Genomic DNA, 20,209 nt, shown 5'->3' with positions numbered 1-20,209 from the left:
TCTATCCTGCGCCGTGAATGTAGGAATTGTTGGCGCGAGTGGTTTAGTTGGCGGTGCGGTGCGGGCCGCTTTAGAAGACAGGGGCCATACTTGGACTGGTTTTAGTCGCAATCCGGATGAACGGGAAGGCGATTGGCGCAGATTGGAGGATGGGTTTGCCGGCCTAGATGCGGTCGTCAATGTTGCGGGGGAATCGATAGCCAAAAGATGGACCGAAGAGAACAAGAAGCGTTTCCATGAGAGCCGGGTTGGGGTCACAGATGATATCGTGGCACAGATGGCTGCCCTTCCTGATTCCGAACGACCGCAGGTGTTGGTGAACGCCTCTGCCGTTGGCTATTACGGAGACCAGGGGGAGGATATTCTTACTGAGGAGTCGCCGATGGGGTCTGATTATTTGGCCGGTCTCTGCGAGGAGTGGGAGGCTGCCGCAGTGAAGGCCGAGGAGTTGGGGGTGCGGGTCGCTTTGGGGAGGATTGGAGTTGTACTCGGGAAAGAGGCAGACGCATGGACCCGAATGAAAGTGATTTTCAAGCTTGGGGCCGGTGGCCGCTTGGGAGATGGGAAACAGTTCTGGCCTACAATCCATCTCGATGATGTGGCGGGTGGAATCGTGCATAGCTTGGAGACCACGGAGGTGAGAGGTGCAGTTAATCTGGTGGGCCCCAATCCGGTGACAAACGCCGAGTTCACGCGTGTCCTGGCCGAGGTGCTGCATCGTCCGGCGATCTTTCCGGTGCCGCCCTTTGCCCTGAAGCTCGTTTTGGGAGATTTTGCCAACGCCCTTTTAGCGAGCTATCGGGCCCAGCCGACGGTGCTTGAGCGGACGGGCTATGAATTCAAATACGCGAAGCTCAAGCCCTTGTTGGAATCATTGAATTAGAGGCAATGGCGGGAAGGATGCTTGGCAAATATTCTCCGCAACCTAGCCTCGCGCTGTGGACGAGCAATGGCAGGAATTGAAAGGACTTTCCGTTCAGGTGAGTGAGGTGCTCTATGTGCCAACCTTGGAAGCTCCCGAGGAGAAGCCCCATCCATTCGTCTATTTCGTGGATATTATCAATGATTCAGACGAGCAAGTGACTCTTCACGGCCGCAAGTGGGTGGTGCGCGAACATAACGGCGAGACTACCGTGCTGGAAGGGGACGGGATTGTCGGGCAGCGTCCGGTCTTGCCTCCCAAGGACCGCTATTCCTACAACAGCTATCATGTCTTGGCCGGCAGTGGCACTGCATGTGGCGCATTCTACGGAGTGACGGACTCAGGTCGGCGAGTCTTTGTCGCTATTCCAGAGTTTGGAATGGCCGTGCCTGACTGGGTTTGAGTTTAGCCACCATGGGGCTTCGTCGGGAAACGCCTACTCGCTCTCTAACAAAGGCTCTGCCAGCTTGGTTACCGATGCGAGATCAAGGATGAAGAACTGGCTGTCTCCTTCGACTTGGCCGTAATAGAATGGACTGCTTCCCGATTGCCCCGCACCAGCGAGTCGGAGACGTTTTCTTTCGACCGGGGCATTCGACTCGTCTGGTCTTTGGAAGAATGCGGTGAGAGTGAAAACCGGATTCTGCAGTGCTCGAGCGGCGGGCTCATGATCTGGACCCAGCCAGCGAGTAACCTTGAGTCCTTCGAGAGTTTCCAGGTAACGGTTAGCCCGGTTTTCGTTCAACAGAGCGGTCGCTTCTTCGTTCCCAAGGCGGGCCGACCACGTTTGTGTGAGGTCACTGTAATTAAGGACAAGCGGTTGCAGACCCTCGCGCTCGATCTGAAGAATTTTTAAGTCTACCAAGTTGAAATTCCAAATCGTTGCATCTCTCCACAGGTAGGGACGGGATGCAATTTTGTAGAAGCTGCTAGACTCCACCTCCATGACGGTATGGGACTCATTGCGCCGAAAGTAATAGTGTGGGACGCCATCCGCGGCAATTTTCTCGCCGAAGAAAATGGTTTCTGCGGTGCCATCAAAGAGCTCCATCGAAAGACTCAAGATTGGTGTGTCGAGTCCGTAGAGAGAGAGGTCGTCGACAGAATCGGAGACGGATGCGAGCGCCTTCTCTTCCGTTAGAGCCTTTTTCACCGTAAAAAAGGTGAGCTCATTGGCCGGGCTCACCTTCCCGGCATATCGTCGTTGGGCCCGCCATTCGCCGGTGATGGGACTTTTACCAATTTCAATTTCCAGAGGTCCCGTCAGCTCAGGGGTCTCGATCTTCAGCTTTCTCAACTGGCGGAGGTCCAAGCCCGACAAGCTGGCCCCGCGTAGACGTTCAATCGTCAATGGTAGTTCGTCGACTCCGATGAGCTGTTCGGTGGTGGAGCGGGGAATCTGGAACTCGATGCTCTTGCGCCAGTCGTCCAGCCGTCCGAGGTAGTAGGAATATTCTTCCTTGCTAGGTTCTGTTAGAGAAAGGGTGACAGGGACCTCGTGCACACTGCCGTCGAGGGAGAAGAAGCGCAGTCCGAGCTGCAAGGAGGGCTCTCCGCTGGGAGGGGCGGGTTTGTTGCTGGCGGTCTTGGCGGTGAGCTTGTAGAGGCCTCCTACCAACTCGGCGACGGCTTCGGAGTCCGCATCCAGCTTGAAAGGCTTCACGATCTTCCAAGCGGCCGCCGGATTGCTGCGAGCGAGGACCAAGTTGCCGTTGGGGCGGGCGATGGTGACTTCGGCGAGCAGTTCGGGGGGGAAGAAGAAAGGGCGCAAGTCACGGTGGGGTCCGAAACCGTTCACCAGGATGTCGTCGAGATAGGGAGAGGAGCACAAGTAGATGGACTCGCTGCCACGTGGGAGGAGATAGACCGAAGGCCAGTTCTGCGGCGCGGTGTATTGGTCCGGGGCGGGAATGTGTCGCTGCCAGGCCCCTTTCTTTCCAAAGGAGAAATCGGCGATCGATTTGCCGCTGTCATCCTTCAGCTGGATATGGGCGCGCGCTGGGGACAGTCCCATCGCTTTCTTATTGTCCTCATTGGCGGGGAAGCTGTCGAGAATGGTCAAGTCGGCAGAAAAGGCGAGGAGGGCCTCCAAGACTCGATAGTCGGCGCGGTCCGGGGAAGCACCACCCTTGAGTAGCCATTGCCCCTGTCGCTCTTCATAGCCTTGGGGCTTGCCACCCGCTTCGATGATGATTCCGCGAATTTCATTCGGCTGGAATTCGAAAAGGCGACTGCCTTTTTCAGCCGGAGGATCGCCAAAAAGCGAAGAGAGATCCTTCTGGGTAAGATGCAAAAAAGCCATCGCTCCACTGGCGAGAGCCAGCAAGGCGAGGGCTGTGGTGAAAATCTTGGATCGCATCAGCGGAAAGGTTGCTCCGAAGCGGTCTAGGGAGCAACCGCATTTTGCGATGGTTTTGGCTTACTCCGCGAGTTTGATGACCAACTGGCCATTGCTGACCGAGATGTCTTCCACGCCGGCAAGCGAACCGCCGTCAGAGGAAATGACGTTGCCCAAGAGGTTCTGTCCTTTCAATTCGCCCAGCCAGGCATTCGGGAGGGAGATTCCCCAGATGGTCAGGTCATCGAGGATGAGGGCCGGAGCACCGGTTTCGCTCTTCACGACGAAGCGCGCTTTGCCCTTCAGCTTTTTACCCGCCATGATGGGAAAGTCCTCGGGAATATCCGCGCTGAGGCGGGCGTGCACGGCATCACGGGCCAGCTCCAGCTTCAGCTGGTCACCCATGTTGGTGTTTTCGTGGAGCAGTCCGTTGAGCTCGCGCTCGGTGAGGATAATCTCCTTTCCTCCGGGGACATATTCCGGATCGGACGGCTCTTGTTCGACCGCTGCCAGCTTCTGTTCGACGGCCGCCTTTTCTGGGGCGGTCAGGATCGTGGCTTGGATGGGACGGTTGGCCCACCAGATGGCCGCGCCAGCAACTGCAACGCCCAAGCCGAGCACGGCCAGAATGATGATGGGCGCGCGCCAGCGACGGGTGCGGGGGAGTTTGTTCGGGGAATCACTCATAATGGTTTCTAATCTTGTTACCTACTATAGCGGCACAAGGAGAGAGTTTATTCGCCCGAAGGGTGAGAAAGAAAGCCTGGATTTGTAATCGCAGGCATCCCAAGGGCCGCCTGAGCAGCCCTTGGGGAATGCGAAAAGGGAATTACTTTTTCAGCGCTTCCAAGATTTGCTCGGGAGTCGCGCGATTGCGGTATTCCGCATCGAGGAAGGCGTAGCTGATCTTTCCGTCGGGTTGAATGATGTAGGTTGCACTCAACGGAAGGGTGGTGTCGTCATACTCGTCACCGTTGTATTTCTTCAGGTCGGCAAAGTCACGCATGGCATCCTCAACCCACTTGGTCATGGTGAAGACGAGGCCGAACTTCTTGGCGACTTCGCTGTTGAGGTCGGTCAAGACTTCGAACTGCAGTTCATACTTCTCGGAGGTCGGCAAGGACTTGTCGGGCAGCTCGGGAGTGAGCGCGACAAACTGGGCTCCGGCCGCCTTGAACTTGTCGAGGTTCTCTTGATAGCTTCGCAGGGCGATATTGCAGTAGGGGCACCAGGATCCGCGATACCAGGTGAGAATGACGGGACCATCTTTCAGAAGGGTGGAAAGAGTGACCTCTTCGCCCGTCGCATTCTTCAATGTGAAGTCGGGGGCGGTGTCTCCGACGTTCAGGGCTTTTTCCAGCACTCCGGATTCTTGCACCGCTTTGATGCCTTTGTCGTATTCCGAGATCTTTTCAGCGGGAGCTTTTTCCTCGAAAGCAGCTTTCTGTTTATCCAATTCAACTTGGAGGTTTTCCGCGAAGACGCTCAAGGAGGTGAGGGCGAGGGCCGCAAGGAGTGGAGTGGTTTTGCTAGGGGAGTATTTCATCTTTGTGGGATCTGTGTGGGTTCAACGACAATGTTGAGTTGGTGAGAAGAACGACCGTGAATTCTATTCCCTCAACCCGCCAAGTTTCTGGAGTTTTTTGGGAAGAAAACTACTTCGCCGCTTTCCATTCACCACCCAGCGCCTGAATCAGATTCACAGCAGCCAATTGGCGAGTCAGCTCGGTCTGGGTGAGGAGGCGTTCTTGTTCGAGAGTCTGGCGTTCGGTTTCGGTGACTTCGAAGAGGGAGTCGAGTCCGCCTTCATATCGCACCCGAACCAAACGGGCGGTGCGCTCGGATGCTTCCGTCGCTTTGCGTTGGGAAGCCAAAGCTTGGTCCTGGGAACGGACTCCCAGCAAAGCGTTTTCAGTATCGCGAATCGCGCTCAGCATTGTCTGGCGATAGGTCGCGAGGGCTTCGCGAAAGAGGGCTTCGGCTTGTTCCCTGTCCGCCTTGACCCGGCCACCCTGGATGATGGGGGTGAAGAGTCCCGCCCCAGCCGAGTAGAAGACTGATTTGGGATTGAAAATATCGGCCGCCTGCAAGGAGCGCGCTCCGCCTACCCCTGTTAGAGTTAGGCTGGGGAGGTAGGTCGCAATGGCGACCCCGACTCCTTCATTGCTCGCGGCGAGGCGACGTTCAGCCGCGACGATGTCAGGACGACGGCGCAAAAGATCGGAGGGAACTCCGCTGGGGACCTGCGGGATGTGAGGAGTGCTGACCTTGGGCGCGATGGCGAAGGTGGAAGCAGCTTCGCCGGTGAGCGCGGCAAGTGAGTTCTCTAACTCGCCACGACGCTGGGCCAAGCGAGCAACCTCGGCCCGAGTGCTCTGGTATTCGGTTTCTGCCCGGGCAAAATCCAACCCGCTGGCGGTGCCGGCCTTTCTCCGTGAACCAGTGAGGTCGAGTCGCTGCTTCCGCAAATCTGAGGTTTGATCGAGGAGGGCGATCTCGCGGTCGAGGGAGCGAAGGGTCAAATAGTTGCGCGCCACCTCGCCCTTGAGCGATAGAAGGGCGGCGGCGTAGTCGGCTTCGGTCGCGGACAAGTTCGCTTCGGCCTGTGCCACTCCACGACGCACTCGACCCCAGAGGTCCACCTCGTAGGCTAGGGTCAACTGGGCGTCGTAATCGCGGTAGGCTCCGCCGGAGCTCGGAAGTCTTGTATTGCGACTATCCAGGTTTTGGTTGCCCGCGAGATCCGCTACCAAAGTCGGAGTTTGATCGGCACGGGAAAGACCTAACAGTGCCCGTGACTGGTCGATGCGCGCCAAGGCTGCCGACAAGTCCTGGTTGTTCTTTTCGGCAGCTCGCAGGAGTCGGTTGAGCTCGCCATCGCGAAAGGCGGTATAAGGATCGCCGGTGGAGGGGGCTGCAGGCCAATTGGCGTTTTTGAAAGCATCCGGCAGGTTGTCGCTGGGCTTTTGATAATTGGGGCCAACATTGGTGCAGGCCGAGAAGGTGAGGCCCGCGCAAGTGATCAGAAGGGTCGGAAGAGTGCGTTGGTTCATAGGTTGTTAGGCGTTGGCGGTGTGGGAAGTGACTTTCTTGGTCAGGTTCAAGACGATACTCAGAACGGCTGGAACGAGAAACATAGTAAAGATCGTCGAGACCGCAAGGCCTCCGACCACCACGGCACCAAGTCCGCGATAGAGCTCCGAACCGCTACCGGGAAGCACCACCAGGGGCAGCATTCCGCCCACGGAAGTGAGGGTCGCCATCAGGATGGGCCGCACGCGGGAGCGAACGGACTCCCGAATCGCTTCGTCTGGAATCATGTTCGGATCTTCCTTCATGAAGTTCAAAGTCTGGTGAACGATGAGGATGGCATTGTTCACCACGATTCCGGCCAAGATGATGAAGCCGAGCATGGTCAAGACGTCGAGTTGCTGAACCGGCATGTAGGGGTCGGAGAGTGACCACTTGTGGACCAGGAAGAGGCCAAGGAAGCCCCCGAAGGTTGCCAAGGGAACCGAAAGCAAAATCACCAGCGGGTAGGACCAGCTTTGGAAAAGAATCACCAGCAAAAGATAAATCACGAAGAGGGCTAACACGACGCTGGAGGTAAGGGTCTTGAAGAAAGTTCCGTCTCCGACCAGAGCAGTAGTGATTTCCGCCAAAGGTCCGGCTGAGCCGGCAATCTCGACCGTGACGCCGGGAGCGACTTGGCCTGATTTTTTCAGCTCTTGAACCAGTTCATCCACTTGGGCGATGGCTGTTTCCAAGGCCAATCCTGCGGGGGGAGTGACCTCCAGGGTAACCGCCCGCAAACGGTCCACGTGACGAATCTGATCGGGACCCTGCACCCGCTTAATCGCGGAAAGGGAGCGGAGATCGGTCACCGCACCAGTGGCGGTGGCGACTGGAGTGTCGAGCAAACTCTCGAAAGGACGCTCGGAGAAGGTGCCCTGGTTGATGAGCTTGATGTCCTTGAGTTCGCCGTTTTGTTCGTAGTCGCGGAAAAGGAGGATGCCTTCCCCGGCAGCCTGGGTCGCGAGACCCAAGTCGGTGCGCGTCAGGCCGTTTTCGCGCAAGCGCTCATCATCTGGCACGATGCGAACTTCTTCGACTGGGAGGGCGAAATTGGGTGGTGAGGATTGGATACTATAGGGGCCAAACTTACCAACCAACGCACCCAAGAAGGTCCCCGCCGTGCTGCTGATGGATTCGAGGTCATTGCCTTGAATGTCGATCTTGATGGCAGAACCGGTGGTTCCGGCAATACGGAAGAGAGGAGCTTGGAAGGCGAAGCCACGGGTGTCGGGGATGCCGCTGATGGCTTCTTGCAGGAGGTATTTGGAGTCTACCGCGCGCTTCTTATCCCCGGAGCGAACGACCTGGAACATCCGTCCTTCGAAGGAGACGAGGAAGTAGTGTTCAATCTTGGGCGGCAAGACGGTCGGCGGGCGAACAGGGTCCGGGGGGAAGACCGGGACCTCGGTGCGATTGTCGACACCGTCGGAGAACTCTCCGCGCCGGACGGACTCGATTTGGAACTTGTCGGGGGTCGCTTCCCAATAGGGTCGGACCTTGTCCTCGATGCGGGTTCCGATATCGGAAAGCTGCTCCAAGTTGTAGGTCGGCGGCGGGAAAAGAAGACTCAGCACCAACTCCCGGTTACCTGTGGGCAGGTAGTCGCGGGGTGGCAGGAGCTTGACCGTCCCAAAGAGAGTCAGGGCAGTGAAGCCCACCACTACGAAAACGCGGGTGAGCCAGTTGGCGTTAATCTTCCCGATGATATTGGCCACCATGTTGGGCATGTGGTTGAAGAGCCACATCAGGGGCGCGAAGGGGAGTCCCAGGATTTTGAAGAACGGATTGTCGAAGGCTTTGTCAAAGGCGCTCTTTTCCTCGTTGTTCGACTTCTCCCGCAGGAAGCGGGCCGCTGCTGTCGGAATCACGGTCAGAGAGACGATGAGCGAAAGTCCCACTGCGGCCATGATGGCGAGCGCGATGTCGCGGAAGAGTTGCCCTGCGGTTTCCTGAATCATCAGGATGGGGGCGAAGACGATCAAGGTCGTCATGGTGGAGGCCAGCACCGCGCCGGCCACTTCCTGCGTGCCTTCCAAGGCTGCTTGGCGCACCTTCTTGCCCATCTCCAGGTGGCGATAGATGTTCTCAATCACCACAATGGCGTTGTCCACGACCATCCCAATGGCAAAGGCCAGACCGGCGAGGGAAATGATGTTGATGGAGCGTCCTAACAACACAAGAACGACCAGGGAAGAAACGATGGAAACCGGAATTGCAATCGCAATGATTCCCACCGTCCGAATGGAGCGCAGGAAGAAGAGAAGGGTGATGGTGGCAAGAATTCCTCCCACCAGAATGTTGGATTTCACCAAGGCAATGGCGTCCTCAACGTAGGTGGTGGAGTCGTAGGTCTGCACGATCTCCAAGGTGCCGTTGAGACCCAGTTCGCGGGCTTCTTGTTCCAACAGGCCGCCGGGTTCGTTGAGCAAATCAAACTCTGCTTTCAACAAGCCCATGGTCTCCAAAAGGTTGGCGCCGCGTTGCAACTGGAAGTTGAAGAACGGCATCCGCTGGCCCCGTGCCCGCACCCAGGAGGTGGGCTCCTTGTAGGCCATTTCGACCGTAGCAATGTCGGCCACGGTGACTTGACCTTCCGGAGTGCGCAGGATGACGGTCTCTTTGATGGAATCGAGATCTTCGAAGCGTCCCGTGGACCGTAGTCGCAGGTCGCGCTTGCCATCCACGATGCGCCCTCCCGAGAAGTTGGCGTTGGCGCTCTGAATCGCGGACCGCAATTGGGAGTAGGTGATGCCGCGTTGGGCGAGGGCTTCGGGATCGACCCGGATGTGAAGCTCCGACTGCACCGCTCCACGCATCCCGACTTGGGAGATGCCTTCGATGCGCTCCAAGCGAGGCTTGATGCGTCTTTCCATCAGGTCGTAAAGAGTTTCGGCCGGAAAGGCGGGGTCGGAGGATGAGATGCCGGCCCATGCGATCCAGTCCACGGACTCGATGTCGATGGGTTCGACGACCGGTTGCAGCACGCCGTCGGGATAGCCGGGAACTTCGTCGAGCTTTTGCAGCACTTCCGCATTGGCTTTCTCAATGTCGGTGCCGGTCTCGAACTCCAAACGGATGGAGCCTTGCCCCGCCGCGGAGGTCGAAATCATGGAGGTCAATCCAGTGACTTCGCCGAGCACTTTTTCCTGCTCTTCGATGATATCGGATTCGATTTCTTCGGCGGAAGCGGACTCCCAGTTGGTGGTGACCGAGACCACCACGGAAGAGACCTCGGGCGTCATTCGCACGGGGACCAGGGCGATGGCCAGAATGCCGGAAAAGACGGCGAGGAAGACCGCGACCGTGACGCTGATCGGTTGCCGCAATGCGGCTGAGATAAGGGAATTCAAGGAAACGGAAAATTAGAGGTTCGCGGCGTCCGGGCTTTCGTTGGAGGCTTGCGCCGGGGGCGGTAACATCAGGGAGGCTCCGCTGCGGAGACGCTCGTTGCCGTCGGTGACAACCAAGTCACCGGGTTCCAGTCCTTCGCATTCGATAAAGGCGAGACCATCCTGTTGGAAAAGGAAAGTGACGGGCAATTGCTCGGCGATCGGAAGGTTATTCTCACGGGTGTTGGCCCGGTAGATGGCGCGACCGGCGTAGGTCGTGACGAGCGCGTCACTGGGCACCGCGAGACGTTGGGAATCGTCAGTGACGGGGAGGTTGGCGGTGACCGAGAGACCGGGCAAAAGCACGTTCTCAGGATCGGCGATATCCGCAATGACGGTCATCACCCGGGTTGAGTTGTTGGCCTCGGGCACCGTCCGGAGATTGGTGGCGGTGAAGGTTTGGCCAGCGGCCTCGACTTCAATATCACCCTGCTCAATCATCCCGGCAAAGCGCTCGGGAACCTGGAGCCAAGCTTCGACCTTGTTAGAAGTGATGATGGTGAAGGCCGGGTCGCCAGCGCGTAGCCATTCGCCCAACTCCGCGTGACGGGATACCACTCGGGCATCGAAGGGGGAACGGATGACGAGGTCCTGCTTGCGCACGTCGAGGAGCTTCAGAGCCGCCGCAGCAGCAGTGAGGGAATCCCGTGCTGCTTTTTCCTGCGAGTCAGCAACTTTGAAGGAGCGTTCGGCGTCGAGCAATTCGGCTTGGGAGATAGCGCTTTGTTCGAAAAGGCTGCGCTTCATCTTCAGGTCGGTAGTGCTGCGTGCTTGCTCGGCCTCGCGCTGGGCGATGAGGGAGCGGGCTGCGGTGAGAGTCGCTTGAGCCTGTGCCATCTGGGCTTCGAGACGGCGGGGATCGAGGCGGGCGAGGATTTGGTGTTTCTCAATGGTGTCACCTTCGTCGACGAAGATTTCGGTGAGGGCTCCTTCCTCGCGGGCAGCGACATCAGCGCGGCTAACCGCCCGAATGGAACCCACAACCCGGTGGGTATTCTGGGATGAAACCAGTTGGACCGGTATCACGTCTACTGCGGAGGGTGGGGGGCCTTGCGGCGCACCGCCCCCGCCTTGCTCTTCGCCGACGGTTTTGGTTTTTTGGAGAGTTCGTAGTCCGATCCAGACTCCCACTGCCAACAGGACAGCGAGAAAGAGGAACAGGAGAATACGGCCTCCCAGGCCGTTTTTCGATTGAGGTTGTGCGGATGGTTCCGGGGTCATGGTGTGTTGAACGGGTGAATTGAGAGTCTGCCTTGGTTAGGCGGTGAGAATTTCTTTTGGATGAGACGCAATTTCTAGACCTGATAGTCGAGAAACGGCTTCGGGCAAATCCGCGAGGGGAGCCGGAGAATTGAGAATGCGCGCTTGCGTCAGGCTCCCTTGGGCCAAGCTGAAAATGGTTCGGGCCAAAGCTTCGGGGTCTTTGATTTCAGGCTGGGACGATTCTTTGGCATCGCGCAAGGTGGCGGCGATGTAATTGACGAAGTGGGAGAGGAAGTCACCGATCTTGGCGCTCACTTCGGGTTCGATTTTGCTGGTCTCTTGACCGATGTTGAAGAAAGGGCAGCCTTTGATTTGCCCTTGTTCTTTTTTTTGGGTGAGCACCTTTTGATACCCGAAGGAAAGCCAATCCTGCAGTCTCTGCTGGGGAGGTTTGGAGACGGAAAAAATTCTATCGAGGTTGGGACGGCTCACTGTTTCCCAATGATGATCAAAGGCGTCGAGAGCGAGTGCTCCCTTCGATTTGTAAAAGTAATAGAAAGAGCCCTTCTTCACCTTGGCCTTCTCACAGATGGCATCGATGGTGACGTGGGCGTAGCTCTGCTCCCAGATAAGCTCGATGAGAGCTTCCTGAAGCTGAAGGGGGGCTGTAGAGGTTCGTCCCATGCGCGGGCAAGCTATTTGACTTTTTGGTCAAGTAAAGCGGCTTTTGGTGAATTTTTTGTTCGGGCGAAGTTCGAAATAACAGAGGAAAACAGGAGCGGAACGGGTGAGTTCGAGATATGAACACCTGAGGAGAAACTATCGTTGCCATGCAGGATGCGTCGGGAGCTGATTTATTCCCGGATTTCTTCGTGATACGTTCCTCTCTTTGCAAGGGACCGGAAATCACGCAGGCTGAGGCATGATATTCCCCCTCAGCGATGATGATCGTCATTTGATAGGACCCGGTAAAGTGACCATTGCTTTGATTGTTCTCAATGTCCTTCTCTTTGGATGGCAGTCCTTGAATCCTGAGTTCACTCTGGGCTGGAGCGTGATCCCGAAGGAGATCGTCACTGGCCAGGATTTAGTCGAGCCACAGATTGTGCAGGGGCCACAGGGGGCGATTGAGGTTCCGCAAGCACCCGGACCGGCTCTCATCTACTTCACAATTTTCTCGGCTATGTTTATGCATGGAGGCTTGGGGCATATCGGCGGGAACATGCTCTATCTCTGGATTTTCGGGGACAATGTGGAGCACCGTTTTGGTCCCATGAAGTTCTTGCTCTTCTATCTCTTCAGTGGAATCGCGGCCACAGTCGCGCAGGTGGCCCTGGGGCCGGATAGTGTGATTCCGAATTTAGGTGCGTCGGGTGCCATCTCGGGAGTGATGGGCGCTTATTTGGTCCTTTTTCCCAAGAATCGGGTCAACTCAATCTTTCTCTTTCACATGGTCTCAGTACCTGCAGTGGTGGTGCTCGGAATGTGGATTGCGATGCAACTGTTCAGTGGATGGGGAACGGTCGGGCAGAATTCGCAAACCGGTGGAGTCGCCTACGCGGCGCACATCGGGGGATTCGTGGCAGGGGTGGTTGCAGGTTTGGGTGCTCGCCTGATGATGAAAAAAGAGCCGGAAAACCGGAGCTATGAGTTCTATACAATCAAGGGATAGGACTTAGGCTGTCCTCAACCGCCCTCTTGGAGGGGCCCAGAACCTAACGGGAGAGATGAAGTTCAAGATTCGCCGAAGTATGGAAAAAGAATATATGCGCCTGGTCACGCTGGTGAGTGTATTGATCGCCGTTGGCTACTCTGGCCTTGATGGGGAGGATGCGTGGGGCTTCGGGCAAGTCTTTGGAGGCATCGCAATGGGCACGGCTGCGTGGTTGGGCCTAAAGGCGAGTGAGTCACCCATTACCAAGGGATTACTCTATTGTTTCGTGCTGCCAGCACTAGTGGTTCTGGGTGTCATTGCTTCAAGGAATCACGGCGGATTCTTAGCGCTTCTGACTTGGCTGGGGTTGGTGATATTTTTCCTGGCAATCCGTAGAATTGCGAAGATACAGATGATGAAATCGTCATTTGGCGCGTCTTGAACAATTGACTTGTCGGCCGAGAAGCTTCCATCACCACTGAGAATGAATGGCTGTCTCCAACGTGATAGAAAATCGGCTTTTCTCTGAAGTGAGGCATCGTGAAACTCTCGAGAGATTTAAACTTGCACTCCCACATCGGTGAATACAATGTAGATTCATGAAAAGGCTTTTGCTTGCTTGCGGTTTGCTCTTTCCTGCAGGATTTTCAAACGGCGCTATCACGGTCGATGACTTTAGCGTGGGGGGGCTCGCTCTTAATCACTCGGATTCAATTTCACAGGAAGGCTTGGATCCTGCTTTGGTCTTCGGGGGACGACGATCGATTAGCGCTAGTTCATTGAGGTCTGCACCTCTGAACCTGACAGTTGACACCGAGGCAACGGCATTTTCCTTCTTGAGCAGCGACTTTGGGTATTTGTCCCTGAGCTACTCTATCGAGCCTGAAGACCAGATTGACCTGTTGGCTTGTGGAGACACCGCTTTCCTACTGAGTTTTTCCTATGTGGATTCCGGTTTTTGGCGAGGTTCATATCACCTCACTGTCGATGGGGTGGAATCTAGTATTTCAAGTGAGTTATTTGCTCTGGAGGGGCCTGGAACAATCGAGATCCCGTTTTCAGCGTTCACGAGTGAGTCCACTTTTAGCCCGGCGGAGATTGTATTTTCGGCTAGTCGGGTTGAGCCGAACTTGCGTCTGGAACTTGCTTCCATTGCTACGATCCCAGAACCGCAGCTTCCTCTCTTTTTCGCGATTGGGGTGTCCTTTGTGATCATAAACACCAGGGTCCGAACGTGGACTAGGCTATAAAGGTGGCTTCGTTCCCTCTCTATCGGATGAAATCTGCATCACCCTCGAGCCGGGCCTGAATCATTGGGGCAGAGCAGGCAGAAGGGTGAGAAGGAGCTTGTAGCGCTCCAGATCGAACGGACGCTCCTCACGGTCCATCTTTTCAATTTCATCAGCGAGGCAAAAGGCGATCATGTATTTGGCTTCCTCTTCCTCGATGTCGTCTTCAGCCGACAGACCCGTCAGGGTGCTGGCGACGAAAGGGGTTTCCGATGAGGTCAGTTGTTCTTCGATAGCAGGCAGCAGAGCGAGAATTTCGGGATCGTCCATGTGGTGGCCTTTTATTAATAGCGGGAAGGATTCAGGAAAGCCTATTTTCTGAATCGGAAGAGGGTTCTACATCGGCATGGCAGCCCCTCGGGGCACCTGCGTCTGGAAGGATGATGAAGTATTTCGTTCTGCCAAACTTTTCAGTTCGGGGTTGTGGGGTGGGCTGCTAGGTTTCCGCCGTGATCGTAGCTTGGAGCAGTCCGTTTTGGTGGTTTGTTGTCTTATTCGTGGGCGCCTGCGTGGGGTCGTTCCTCAACGTGGTGATCTATCGGGTGCCGCTCAATATGTCGGTCAATGAGCCCAAGCGTTCGTTTTGCCCCGGCTGCCGGAAAGACATTCCGTGGTATCGGAATATCCCAATTTTCACCTGGGTCTGGCAGCGGGGCAAGTGCGCCGAATGCAAGATGAAGATTCCGGTGCGCTACGTATTGGTGGAAGCCTTGACTATGATTCTGTGGGGCGCGGCTTGGTATTTCTTTGGGATGAACGGGCAGCCGGGCGAGGCCTTTCTCCTGATGGTGCTCCTAACCTTGTTGGTCAGCATTTCCTTCATTGATGCCGAGCACTACATTATTCCGGTCAAGATGACTTGGTGGGGGGCCGCATTTGCGATTGTGGGCGCTTATTTTTTTCCCGAGCTCGTGACTTTGGTAAAGTCGGACCTGGGCTGGCCGGGCTGGCGGGAGGCTCTCGTTGGGTTTGCAGCGGGTTACGCGGTTTTGCAGCTCGTGGTCTGGGGGGGGAAGCTGGCGTTCGGAAAGCAGAAGTTTTCTTTTGAAAAGCCGGTTGATTGGGAACTGCGCGAGCCGGAGGAGGACGATCCGATGGGTCAGCTCTGCCTCGTGCTCGACGGGGAAGCCTTCGAATGGGGTGATATGTTCTATCGGCCCACCGACAAGCTTATGATGGATGGTTGCGACTTCCTTGTGGATGGCAAGAAAGTGGCAGGCGAGAGTCTCGTGATGAGAGGGGAGCAGGTCGCCATCGGGGAACAAATTTTCAAGATTGAAGAAATCAGTTCGCTTTCTGGGAAGGCAACAGAAGTGGTTCGCCCCCGCGAGGCGATGGGTGGAGGCGACCCTCCCTTGTTGGCCATGATCGGGGCCTTTCTGGGCTGGCCTGCGGTGATTTTCACGCTTTTTGGCTCGTCTCTCTATGCTCTGTTGGGTGCCCTGCTGTTGCGGGTTGGCTTGGGCAAACCCTTGCCATTCGGCCCATTTTTGGCCTTGGCGGGGGTGACCTGGGCTTTTGGAGGATGGAAAATCTGGGAGTGGTATCTCGGCCTGATGACCGTCGGGGGCTGAATGAATGGGCGAGAGATTCAGGCCGGGAAAGTGACTCGGCAGATACGCCAGTCCGGCATCACATCGGCCTGGCGGGACTGATAGAATTCGATGGCGCTTGTGTTCCAATCGAGGACCGACCACTCCGCGCGGCCGCACCCCCGGTCTTTTGCTAGCGAAAGGAAGTGGTCCAAGAGCTCGCGGCCGAAGCCATGTCCACGATATTCTGGCCGCACATAGAGGTCCTCCAACCAGAGTCCGGTCTTGCCTGTGAAGCTTGAGAAATTGCGATAAAAAATGGCAAATCCAGCCAGACCTTGACCATCCGGCGCATCGACTACGAGTCCTTCGAGAACTTTTTCTTCAAACATCGCTCTTTCCAGATCAGCTGGGGTGGACTTGACCAAGTGGGTGATTTTCTCGAATTCAGCCAACTCCAGGGCCATGGCATGGAGTTCAGCGAGTTCGTGGCGAAGAGGGGTGCGTGGTTTCATGACAAAGCTGGAGAGTGGACGGGTCTGATGTCCTCAGATTTCCTCCAATAGAGTTTATGGAACGTTTCTTGAAAGAGAATAAACCATAAGTTTGGCGGAAATCATCACAGGCTTGGGATGATGGCTCAGATTCGGCAAAAAAAATGTGCAATCACCCGTGCTTCGGGGCAGTAACTAAACAGACGATGAGAAAATTGATTTTAGCGGTAGTCGCTACCGGACTTTGGTCCACGGCAGAGGGACAGCTTCATTTCGAAGGAAAAGAGGGTGTCGGCAAAGGGAAGAAGATCGTCTTCTTAACCGGAGACGAAGAATATCGAGGAGAAGAAAGCGGACCCATGTTCGCCAAGATTCTCAGTCAGCGCTTTGGTTATGACTGCACCGTTTTGTTCTCCATGGACAGTGAGGGCAAGTATATCGACCCCAACAATCAGCGCAGCATGCCGGGGATTGAGGAGCTGAAGGATGCCGACCTGATGATCATTGGCACTCGTTTTCGACGTCTGGACGATGGTTCTTATCAGATTCTGGCTGATTATTTGAATGAGGGGAAACCGGTGATCGGATTCCGCACCTCAACCCATGCCTTTACGGGCGACGGGGAGACTGAGGGCTTCAAGTGGAAGACCTTTGGTCCCCGGATTATCGGAGATGGATGGGTGAGCCACCATGGTAAGCACAAGGTCGAAGGAGCCCGCGGAGTGATTGAGAAGGCGAACGAAGGCCACGCGATCCTGAACGGGGTATCCGATGTCTTCGGACCCTCTGATGTTTACGGAATCAGGGCCGTGAAGCCCGACAACTCGACCATTCTTCTACGAGGAGAGGTGACTGATGGACTGACTCCCGATTCCAAAGCGGTGGAAGGAGAGAAGAACAAGCCCATGCAGCCACTCGCTTGGTTGCGTGAATACACCGCACCCAATGGCTCGACGAAGGGGCTGACATTTGCGACCACAATGGGAGCATCCGTTGACTTCTTAAGCGAAGACCTTCGCCGTTTGATGGTGAATGCGGCCCTCTTTCTGACTGACGAGAAAGTTCCCGCTGAAGCTGATGTGACCCCTGTCGATGCCTTCAATCCAACCTTCTATGGCTTCATCAAGCAGAAGGGCTTCTTTGCTAAGCGCAATCTTCAAGTGGACGACTTCAAGCTCGGCTCTTCGGCTTCCACGGGTCTCCCCGACGGAATGATTCCCGCTGGTTGGACCGTGTCGAAGGGAGATGAGCAGGCTTCCGCTCAGGAAACTACTTTGCCTTTCGGAGAGGTGAAAGACGGTGAGCGTTTGGTCTTTGTCGGTGGCGGTTTGGGTGATGGCATGCAGCGCCACCCTCACTTTGAGGCTTACTTGCAGACTGCCTTTCCTGGCAAAAAGCTGGTAGTGCGCAACCTTTGCCACCCTGGTTTTACGGCAGGCTTCCGTCCCCATCCTTCCCGCAAATCCCAGTGGGCATTCCCCGGTGCGGACAAGATTCGACCCGAGTTCAGCATCCACAAGGGCACTGGCCATTATCCCACTGAAGATGAGTGGTTGACCACGCTGAAAGCCGACACCGTCCTGGGCTTCTTCGGATGGAGTGAATCCTTCGATGGTAAGAGTGGTCTCGATGCGTTTCAGGCTGAACTGAATGCTTGGATCGACCATTCCCGCTCGCAAAAATACAACGGTCAGGCCGCACCCAAGTTGGTGCTGATCTCTCCAATCGCGCCCGAGACTTGGGTGGAAGACTACGAGACCCGTGTCGCCGATTTGACGGACTACGTGGCTGTCATGGCTCAGGTCGCGGCGGAGAAAAAAGTTGGCTTCGTCAACTTGTTCGAAATGACTCAACAGAGCGCCGAACTGGGTGGCTCTACTGTGAAGACTCCCTACGGGGTCGTCCCCGGTGACGAGGGTTATCGCTGGTTGGGTCGTGAGCTGGTAAAGGCTCTCTTCAACGCCAAGGGCTTTGAGGCTCCTCAGTTGGAGAAGGTTTACGCAGCGGTTGAGGCCAAGAACTGGCACTGGATGAATGATTACCGCATGCCCAACGGCGTTCACGTCTACGGTCGTCGATACAAGCCGTTTGGCCCCGACAACTATCCCGACGAGATTAAGAAGAATCGCGAGATGACTGAAAACCGCGACCAAGCGATCTGGGCCGCTGCCGAAGGAAGGGCCTTCGACCTCGCTGCGGCCGATGCCAAGACTACCGAACTGAAGCCGGTGGACACCAACTACAAGCCGAGTGTGAAAAACGGCAGCACTGAGTATAAGTATGGTCAGGATGCTATCGATAGCCTCGAGGTTGCCGATGGTTTTCAGATTGAGCTCTTCGCCTCCGAGCGTGAGTTCGACAACTTGGCCAATCCCGTGCAAATGGCCTTCGACAATAAGGGCCGCCTCTGGGTTGCCACAATGCCGAGTTACCCGCATTACCGTCCCGGCGATGCCTATCCCGACGACAAAATTCTGATTTACGAAGACACCGACGGCGACGGCAAAGCTGACAAGGAGACTGTCTTTGTCGACAAAATCAGCCTCCCCATGGGCTTCGAACTCTCCGAGTATGGCGTCTTTGTTTCCCAAGCGCCTCACCTCGTGCTGATGCGCGACACCGATGGCGATGACAAGTGCGACACCCAGGAGATCGTAATGACTGGTTTCGACCATCACGATACCCACCACGCGGTGAGTGCCTTCTGCGCGGATCCTTCCGGAGCTTTCATGCTTTCCGAAGGGGTCTTCCTTCACTCCAACACCGAGACCATGCGCGGTGCGGTTCGCGGGGTTGATGGTGGCTTCTATCGCTACTCTCCACGACTCAAGCGTCTTGAGCGCACGGTTCAGGTTTCGATTCCCAATCCTTGGGGAGTTGCATTCGACGAGTGGGGTCAGGACTTCTTCCTGCACACTTCAGGAACGAAGGTGAACTGGATGTTGCCAGTTTCCATGAAAACCCCTTATGGAGTGAAAAACCCCGGTACCCACGACCTCATTCCAGAGAGTCATCGCGTGCGCCCGACTTCTGGATTGGAGTTTGTTTCGTCCCGTCATTTCCCAGAGGAGATGCATGGCGACATGCTGCTCTGTAACAACATTGGTTTCCTTGGAATCAAGCAGCACAGCGTCAAAGAAGACGGCACCGGCTATAAGTTGGAGCACCGCCAGGACCTGGTCGTTTCCAAAGATGGCAACTTCCGCCCCGTTGACCTCGAGTTCGCCCCTGATGGCTCCCTCTATCTGGTCGACTGGCACAACGTCCTGATTGGGCACATGCAGCACAACGCTCGCGACCCCTATCGTGACCATGCGCATGGTCGGATCTATCGCATCACCGCCAAGGACCGTCCTTTGGTCAAGTCCGCCCCGGTTGCGGGAGCTTCGGTATCCCAGTTGTTGGAAAACCTTAAGGAGCCCGAGTATCGCGCTCGCTACCGCACCCGTCGCGAACTGCGCGGCCACGATGCGGACGAAGTCGCTGCAGCGACCAAGGCTTGGGTTGCCAAGCAGACTGACGAGCATGCTCGTTTGGAAGCACTCTGGGTGGGTTGGGGTATCGGACGTTTGGACGAGGACTTGCTGAAGTCTTTGCTTCAGTCTGAAGACCATCGCGTCCGTGCCGCTGCCGTTAGGGTCCTGCGCTACAACTACGAGTTCGTGTCTGGTTCCGAAGACTTGCTTCTCACCGCCGCCTCCGATTCTCATGGACGGGTTCGGATGGAAGCTGCTGTCACTGCTTCATGGATGGATAATGCTGCAGGTCTTGAAATTGCGACTGCAGCGGCAGAAGGAGCCAAGGACATGTGGAATGAGAAGCCGATTGAAACTTCACTCGACCGCTTGAAAGGAATCGAGCATGGCGGCGACGAGGAAGCAAAGGCTGTCATTCCCAAGCACCTCGCGAAGAAATTCCGCAACGCTTACCGGACCGGTCACGAGATTTATCATCGTGAAGGTTTCTGCATCACTTGTCACCAGGAGGACGGCAACGGACTTCCCTCCGCTGGATTCCCGCCATTGGCAGGCACCAAGTGGGTGAACGACGATAAGGAGGCTTTGATCAAGCTGACCCTCAATGGTCTTATGGGACCAATCGAGGTGAAGGGTGTGAAGTATCCCGGCCAAGTTCCCATGACTCCCTTCGGTGGCATGCTGAAGGACGAGGAAGTGGCAGCGGTCTTGACCTATGTGCGGAACTCGTTCGGCAACAAGTCCGAACCTGTTACTCCTGCGGAAGTGAAAGAAGTTCGCGAGAAGACTAAAGACAAAGTGGGCTTCTATTCACCGGAGGAGCTTCTCAAAAAATAG

General features: G+C 56.1%; 15 protein-coding genes. 6 read left to right on the top strand and 9 right to left on the bottom strand.

Annotated features, from left to right (window positions below):
* The first annotated feature begins 13 nt into the window (after positions 1 to 13).
* The gene (locus IE099_RS06795; protein ID WP_189568675.1) at positions 14 to 883 is read left to right on the top strand and encodes a TIGR01777 family oxidoreductase; all 870 of its coding nucleotides are present in this window, start codon (positions 14 to 16) and stop codon (positions 881 to 883) included.
* 55 nt (positions 884 to 938) lie between these two features.
* Positions 939 to 1,325 carry an ApaG domain-containing protein gene (locus IE099_RS06790; protein WP_189568672.1) on the top strand — a complete coding sequence of 129 codons (387 nt, stop codon included), beginning with the start codon at positions 939 to 941 and terminating at the stop codon, positions 1,323 to 1,325.
* Positions 1,326 to 1,358: 33 nt separating this feature from the next.
* On the opposite strand, the gene IE099_RS06785 is transcribed toward IE099_RS06790, so the two are convergent.
* From IE099_RS06785 to IE099_RS06755, 7 genes are all read right to left on the bottom strand, one after another.
* A complete protein-coding gene (locus tag IE099_RS06785) occupies positions 1,359 to 3,281 on the bottom strand; it encodes a DUF4340 domain-containing protein (RefSeq protein WP_189568669.1) in 1,923 nt (640 codons plus the stop codon).
* A gap of 60 nt (positions 3,282 to 3,341) precedes the next feature.
* A complete protein-coding gene (locus IE099_RS06780; RefSeq protein WP_189568666.1) occupies positions 3,342 to 3,947 on the bottom strand; it encodes a hypothetical protein in 606 nt (201 codons plus the stop codon).
* Positions 3,948 to 4,089: 142 nt separating this feature from the next.
* Positions 4,090 to 4,806 carry a peroxiredoxin-like family protein gene (locus tag IE099_RS06775; RefSeq protein ID WP_189568663.1) on the bottom strand — a complete coding sequence of 239 codons (717 nt, stop codon included), beginning with the start codon at positions 4,804 to 4,806 and terminating at the stop codon, positions 4,090 to 4,092.
* 109 nt (positions 4,807 to 4,915) lie between these two features.
* Positions 4,916 to 6,313 (bottom strand): efflux transporter outer membrane subunit, encoded by a 1,398-nt coding sequence (locus IE099_RS06770; protein WP_189568660.1) that lies wholly within the window; start codon positions 6,311 to 6,313, stop codon positions 4,916 to 4,918.
* 6 nt (positions 6,314 to 6,319) lie between these two features.
* The gene (locus IE099_RS06765) at positions 6,320 to 9,685 is read right to left on the bottom strand and encodes an efflux RND transporter permease subunit (RefSeq protein ID WP_189568657.1); all 3,366 of its coding nucleotides are present in this window, start codon (positions 9,683 to 9,685) and stop codon (positions 6,320 to 6,322) included.
* Positions 9,686 to 9,697: 12 nt separating this feature from the next.
* Positions 9,698 to 10,945: an efflux RND transporter periplasmic adaptor subunit gene (locus tag IE099_RS06760; RefSeq protein ID WP_189568654.1), complete on the bottom strand. Its 1,248-nt coding sequence runs from the start codon at positions 10,943 to 10,945 to the stop codon at positions 9,698 to 9,700.
* Between the two features lie 36 nt (positions 10,946 to 10,981).
* On the bottom strand, positions 10,982 to 11,611 hold the full coding sequence (locus IE099_RS06755) for a TetR/AcrR family transcriptional regulator (protein ID WP_189568651.1): 630 nt from the start codon (positions 11,609 to 11,611) through the stop codon (positions 10,982 to 10,984).
* 238 nt (positions 11,612 to 11,849) lie between these two features.
* Here IE099_RS06755 and IE099_RS06750 point away from each other — a divergent pair, with 238 nt between their 5' ends.
* A complete protein-coding gene (locus tag IE099_RS06750) occupies positions 11,850 to 12,599 on the top strand; it encodes a rhomboid family intramembrane serine protease (protein ID WP_189568648.1) in 750 nt (249 codons plus the stop codon).
* 55 nt (positions 12,600 to 12,654) lie between these two features.
* A complete protein-coding gene (locus IE099_RS06745) occupies positions 12,655 to 13,023 on the top strand; it encodes a hypothetical protein (protein WP_189568645.1) in 369 nt (122 codons plus the stop codon).
* Between the two features lie 868 nt (positions 13,024 to 13,891).
* On the opposite strand, the gene IE099_RS06740 is transcribed toward IE099_RS06745, so the two are convergent.
* On the bottom strand, positions 13,892 to 14,140 hold the full coding sequence (locus IE099_RS06740) for a hypothetical protein (RefSeq protein WP_189568642.1): 249 nt from the start codon (positions 14,138 to 14,140) through the stop codon (positions 13,892 to 13,894).
* Positions 14,141 to 14,319: 179 nt separating this feature from the next.
* Between IE099_RS06740 and IE099_RS06735 the strand changes: the two genes are divergently transcribed.
* Entirely contained in the window at positions 14,320 to 15,444 is a 1,125-nt protein-coding gene (locus tag IE099_RS06735) for a prepilin peptidase (protein ID WP_189568640.1), read from the top strand.
* A 17-nt stretch (positions 15,445 to 15,461) separates the two neighbouring features.
* Here the strand turns inward: IE099_RS06735 and IE099_RS06730 are convergent, their stop codons facing one another.
* Positions 15,462 to 15,917, bottom strand: a complete 456-nt coding sequence (locus IE099_RS06730) for a GNAT family N-acetyltransferase (RefSeq protein ID WP_189568636.1) — start codon at positions 15,915 to 15,917, stop codon at positions 15,462 to 15,464.
* A gap of 185 nt (positions 15,918 to 16,102) precedes the next feature.
* Between IE099_RS06730 and IE099_RS06725 the strand changes: the two genes are divergently transcribed.
* Entirely contained in the window at positions 16,103 to 20,209 is a 4,107-nt protein-coding gene (locus tag IE099_RS06725; RefSeq protein ID WP_189568633.1) for a PVC-type heme-binding CxxCH protein, read from the top strand.

This window comes from Roseibacillus persicicus, assembly GCF_014651675.1.
GTDB classification, from domain to species: Bacteria; Verrucomicrobiota; Verrucomicrobiia; order Verrucomicrobiales; family Akkermansiaceae; genus Roseibacillus; species Roseibacillus persicicus.
The sequence above is the reverse complement of the archived record's forward strand: the minus strand, read 5'-3'. Positions and strand labels throughout refer to the sequence as shown.